Origin of the sequence: Escherichia sp. E4736 (genome assembly GCF_005781225.1) — a bacterium.
Lineage (GTDB): Bacteria > Pseudomonadota > Gammaproteobacteria > Enterobacterales > Enterobacteriaceae > Escherichia.
Genome location: NZ_VATT01000046.1, coordinates 1 through 5,309, shown reverse-complemented (window position 1 = coordinate 5,309; position 5,309 = coordinate 1). Strand labels below are relative to the sequence as shown.

The window sequence follows — 5,309 nt, the reverse complement described above, 5'->3', positions numbered from 1 at the left end:
GGATGCGGCGACGGTAAGAACGCTCATCACGCAGGTCATCTGCACGAAGCTCGAAGAAATCGTTATCTGGATCGCCCATGTTGCACTTCACGGACAGTTCCAGAATACCGGTAGCGTTGCCAGTTAAATCCCATCCAGTCTGAGTTGGCGCTTCCTGCTCAACAGGCATCCACACGGTGTTGCTTGAACGTTGCATGGATTCTGCCGGAGGGGTGTATTTTGTCACTTTGGACGCCATTGGCGTCAGGTTCTGGACGGTTTCGATGATTTCATCCAGAGCATACGTGACCAGTTGACCTTCATTTAATGCCATTATCGAATTCCTTTATTCAGTTGCGCCTTGAGCTTGCGGTACGTCTCTACATCCCCTTTGTTTGCTGCCGCCTCCATCTGCTTTTCAATCGCAGAGATATTTGCAGCAACAGCATGTCCCTGAATGGGTTCATCAGGTAACGGGGCTTCTGAAACAGGCTTGGCTCTAGGCTTGAGAGTTAAACGTTCTGACAGTCGAGTGAGTTCAATCAGCGCGGATTGCCCGTCCATCGCCAGCAACTGGCGTGTTTTCTCAGGATTAGCACCAAGGTGATACATGAGAGCGGCGGATTTCTCCGGGAAGAGGCGCATGATGTCGGCACCGACTGCTGGCGGCACCAGTTGCATGAATGCATCCTCTTTCTCCTGATAGTCAGGGATATTGAGCTTTTCCGCTGCGTCGTAGTGCTTACGGGCTGCCTCGACGTATTGCGCTGATTGCTGGGTGAACTCCTGAGTTTTGCGACCCTGCTCGGCGACAGCCTGGCTTCGTGCGTCCATAGCCTTGATCTGCCATTCACTGTTTGCCTGCTGGAAGGCAGCCAGTGCGCGGCTCTGGTCATAGTCGTACTTAGCCAGTGCATCTTCGGAAAGATAATCGTTAGGGTCTGGTTGTTTTGGTAACTCAGGGTTCACCCGCAGGTGCTCCGGCAACTCCCCTCGCTTAACCGCTTCCATCTGCTGCTCAAGCTCACGCTGGCGTTTGCGTTCGATGCGGCGACGGGCAAATTCAGCATTAGTTGCCGGGTCTTGTTTTGGTTTCTCATCGTCTTTCAGGACAATCTCGAAGCCTTCTTCCTGACCTGCGTTGTCGCTGGCATTATCGACAACTAAGCCATCAGCAGATGCCGCTGCATGATTGCCGGGCAGGGTTAATTCTTCAGAAGCCTGAATGTCGGTGGTTTGGTCCATGGTTAACTCTCTCTTATTGAGGTGTCTCGGCTACTCCGCCGGAGGGGATTTGAACTTGACGCATAAGATTCGCGAAATCCATGCGTTGTGAATGAGTCTGGTCTGCGTCTTTAAGAAGCAGCTCAGCGTTAGCACGAGCATCTTTGCTGCGCTGTTGCTGGAATTGACCTACGAGCTTGAGGTACTCACGCAGTTCTGCCTGCTTGTCGAGGTCCATATTGTTGAAGATTTCTGCAATCTTCGCGGCGTTGAGTTGGTTTTGGGCTTCAACCTTGGCGGCTTCAACCTGAATCTGCGCCTGTTGGTTCTCTGCCTTGAGCAATTCAGCCTGACCTTGCAGAAGGATACCCTGCGCCTGAATTTGCTCTGCTGATGGCTGCTGCGGCTGCTGTTGAGCCTGCTGTACCATCTCCATCTCTTCAGGTGTTTCTGGTTTCTTCAGCCCCATCATCACCAGTTGCTTGTTCGCGTACTCTCGCATCATCTCTACGCCTTTACCGTCAAGCAGCGTGAAGTATTGCAGCATCAGCATCTGGAACTCTGGAGTACCTTGTGGAACCTTGGTGAGTAACTCCTGAATCTCTGCGCGGTTCTGTTCCTTCATACTCTGGAAGGATGGTCCAACGTCTGTATAGCACTCATAGCGACCGCGAATGTCGTTGAGTGTGACCACATTGCCGGACTGGTAATCGACAACTTGCGCATAGAGTTGAACGTCTTTCTCGCTTCCATCTTCAAGTGTCAGCGTTACATGACGAGGAACGTCATAAATATCGTTGACCATTGAGGCATAAATCTCTCCATCACGTCGCATTGCGGTAGCCAGGTTATCCTGAAATACGTATGTCTCAAGGTCTGCCCGCATGTTCAGTTGATTGACGGTATCGAAAGCGACCTGAGAGTTTGCTGCCTGCGCATCCACACCAAGACTAGCCACCTCTTTCACTGCGTTGGTGGCAGCCTCAAGCATGTAAGCGTTGGCTTGCGGCACTTCAGGGTTTTCCATGTAGGAGATTGGACCAATCGGCAGGTCGTTACCGTTTTCATCAGTCCTGTTCTGCAGATAGTACGGATAGTCATCATTTCCACCGTACATGTATTCGTAGCCTTCGATTTGCTCAGGGAAGAAGGTAGGTTTCTTCTTCGGTGAACGAGCAACAATATCGGCGTTGAACGACATGATCATGTTACGAAGGCGCTGACCGTCTTTCGTCAGCCTTACCACTCCTTCGTAGCACTCCTTGTCACCAGCGAATGACCATTCACCATACACTGGAACGATTGGAATATGCTCTCCGGCTATCTTCTCGCGGTCTTTCAGTATCTGCGTACAGGTGATGATCGACTTATACACACGCCGACGCTTGACCTTACGCTCTGCTACCTTAATGAATCCACGATTAGCCAGGTCGTCGATGACGTCTTTGATATCCTGCTGGTAATAGCTGACCGGCTCACCTGTCAGCGGGTCGCGGTAGATGAAGACCTTCTCTTTCTTCTCTTCGACCTCGTAATACTCAGCGACGTAGACGACATCATTCGATACCCACGGAAACAGCCATGTATCGTTCGGATTCTGGAAAGATGGCAAGGTGTCCGGATCAATACCGTAATCCTCTGCGAACTCTTTCCAGCCATTGCGTGACAAGGCGTTAATCACCGTGCAGTGCTTAGCGTCGCTCTTATCCATCTGCTTGCTGTTTGCGTCCCATATGACGTGTGAGCAGGCTTCATGGATTGGCAGGCGTCGAATTACCTGATTGTTGCTTGTTGGGTCGTTGTCTTCGTACTGTGTGACCAGACGCCATGCACCAACGCCGGACTCTATCTGCTCACGAACGCCAACGTTAACGGCAATCTTTGCCGTGTTATGGCGCATATCAGTACGATACATCCCCATCAACACATCGGCTGCATCAGGATTAGCGCCGTCTTTGGGTCGGAAGAGAACGTCGATAGGGTTCCGGCGCATCTCTGCGACCAGTTTCCTGACCACCGGGCGAACAACATCGAATTGTCCGCGATATTGCAGGGTAGTGTAGTTTGATAGCCAGTCATCCCATTGCGACACTCGGCTAAAATACAGGTCATTTGTCGCCTCGGTTCTGGCTTCATCGCTCGCCATCCAGTCCGCGTCAAACTTACACAGAATGGAATTGAGTCTGTTTTCGTCGGCCATTTAAGTTCTCCGTGCGATGGGCCTGATTGGGGCTGGTATCTTTTTCTCTTTTGGTTTTTTGATGTCGCGCATCATTTTGGCGAAGCGGCGCATCATGTATGCATAGCGAACGGCTGAGAGAACGTCGTCGTTAAGCTTGACGATCTTCCCGTTTTCATCACGGTGATAGAGGCGGAACTCCTCAAAGAATGGCTCACATGTGTTGAATACTTTGAAGCGACCATCAAGCATCATGTCGCGCAATTCAGTGATGCCTGGCTCAACAGCGTTACCGCCATCAGGCCATGTCGCATGCTCCTGCAACATCATAAATCCAGCGTCTGCATACTGCCCTTTGAGCTGCTCACCGCCGCCCTTCTCATGCTGGTTTCCGTCATGAGGCCATGCGGTTGGCACTTTATGCGCCCATGACTTAACGGCTCCCCAAGCCTGAACGGCTGTCTTTTCTTTCGCCTTCCACACGCGTGAAAGGTAGATTATGTCTGCATCCTTATCCCACCAAAGCTGAACCTGCGCCTGTGGGTGATCCCATCCGAAATCCATCCCGCCAATTACGTAGAAGTGATCAGGACACTCGAACGGCTGACACTTAATCGTCTCTTCAGGTATCTGAAAGATTCGACCGCTACCCATCGTAGGAATACCCCGAGCACGCGCCTCTCTCTCATGTTCAGGATAGGATGCGATGATTTGCTCTTTCTGCTCGTCAGTGTAGTGCTCAGCGTCATAGATGGTCATGTTGACCACTTTCTGCGACTTGCTGGGGTTCTTCAGGAACTTGGTAACAACGTCAGACATCCCCATCAGCGGGGTAAACGTCAGAATTGAGAATTGACCGTATTTGTTGGTACGGGTAAGCCCTTCGCCATAAATGCTGTATGGTGGCTCTTCGTCAAACCACACACCGTGGATTGTGTCACCCTGCCAGCGAGCGCGGCCTTGCGAGTATGGCTTGAAGTAGCAGATTGAAATGCCATCTTCAACGCCATCAGCCGTGTGATGCTTAACCAGAAGATGATCAACAAGGTTCGGAAAGAAAGGAGACTTCTTCCAGCTAATGATGTCTTCTTTCGGTATGGAACCGTAGCCAGGCTCGTCATTCTCTTCGATACGACCGCACAGGATGCGTTGAGTCGTTTTGGTTACAGTCTCGTTTGTCTCGCCGCCAATCCAGAAGACAACAGGCTCATAGAAACGCTTACCTTTCCACTCCCCACCATATTTACCATCAGCCGGATAGCCTTTTGTTCCCGGATAACGCCCGGTAAGGTGAAATGCGACTTCAGCAGCACCAGTAAATGACTTACCAAGCTGGTTACCAGCCATAAAACAGCGCTCTGGATAGTCATGCCCGGCGTCGATGAACTCACGCTGTTTGCTGTATGGCGTAAATTCATATAGCAGGTGTGTGTTACGGTAGTTCTCTTCTTCTTCGAGTAGCTCGAGCAATTCGATTTGCTCTTCGTCGCTCAGGTTATCAAGAATCGCGTCCAGTTCCACGGTTGAAAAGCTCCTTGATACGAGAGCGTCGCTTATCGCGATCTCCCTTATCAGGTGTCACGTCTTCAACTTGCGACTGCTCTTTGAGGCCCAAATCACGGGCGATGATGTTAGCGTTGAGAAGGTCAGCGGCTGCGCCAGAGAATTTCTGGTCGTAGATGACCTGTTCTGCTCGCGTAACGACTTCAGATAAATCTTCTCGCAGGCGATATGTACGCCATGTTTCAAGCGTCACATCAATGAACAGAGTGAGGCCGGTAATGGTCATCGCTCGCATCTTGGCGATAGGCTCTTGTATCACTTCACCCTGATACGAGAACGCCTTCATCTCCCATAGCGGGTTAGCTTCCACCCACTCGAAGTATTCACAACAAGCAGCCCACAGCGCCTCAGGCGATTCGAATTT

5 protein-coding genes are annotated in these 5,309 nt (G+C 51.1%); all 5 read right to left on the bottom strand.

Going from position 1 to position 5,309, the window contains the following annotated elements; all coding sequences use genetic code 11:
* Window positions 1-313 (bottom strand): P22 phage major capsid protein family protein (locus FEK46_RS22225; protein WP_276608994.1); only part of this gene is annotated, 313 nt, incomplete at its 3' end.
* The gene (locus FEK46_RS22220; protein ID WP_138194825.1) at window positions 313-1,224 is read right to left on the bottom strand and encodes a scaffolding protein; all 912 of its coding nucleotides are present in this window, start codon (window positions 1,222-1,224) and stop codon (window positions 313-315) included. The genes FEK46_RS22220 and FEK46_RS22225, both read right to left, overlap by 1 nt.
* 13 nt (window positions 1,225-1,237) lie before the next feature.
* Complete coding sequence (locus FEK46_RS22215; protein WP_000752843.1) at window positions 1,238-3,403, bottom strand: portal protein; 2,166 nt, start codon at window positions 3,401-3,403, stop codon at window positions 1,238-1,240.
* Window positions 3,404-4,903: a terminase family protein gene (locus FEK46_RS22210; RefSeq protein WP_085461553.1), complete on the bottom strand. Its 1,500-nt coding sequence runs from the start codon at window positions 4,901-4,903 to the stop codon at window positions 3,404-3,406.
* A partial coding sequence (locus FEK46_RS22205; protein WP_235640092.1) for a DNA-packaging protein occupies window positions 4,881-5,309 on the bottom strand: 429 nt, incomplete at its 5' end. The genes FEK46_RS22210 and FEK46_RS22205, both read right to left, overlap by 23 nt.

Bases quoted from the DNA above. Each gene is read 5' to 3' on its own strand.
- FEK46_RS22220 (WP_138194825.1), bottom strand. From the start codon at position 1,224: ATGGACCAAACCACCGACATTCAGGCTTCTGAAGAATTAACCCTGCCC.
- FEK46_RS22215 (WP_000752843.1), bottom strand. From the start codon at position 3,403: ATGGCCGACGAAAACAGACTCAATTCCATTCTGTGTAAGTTTGACGCG.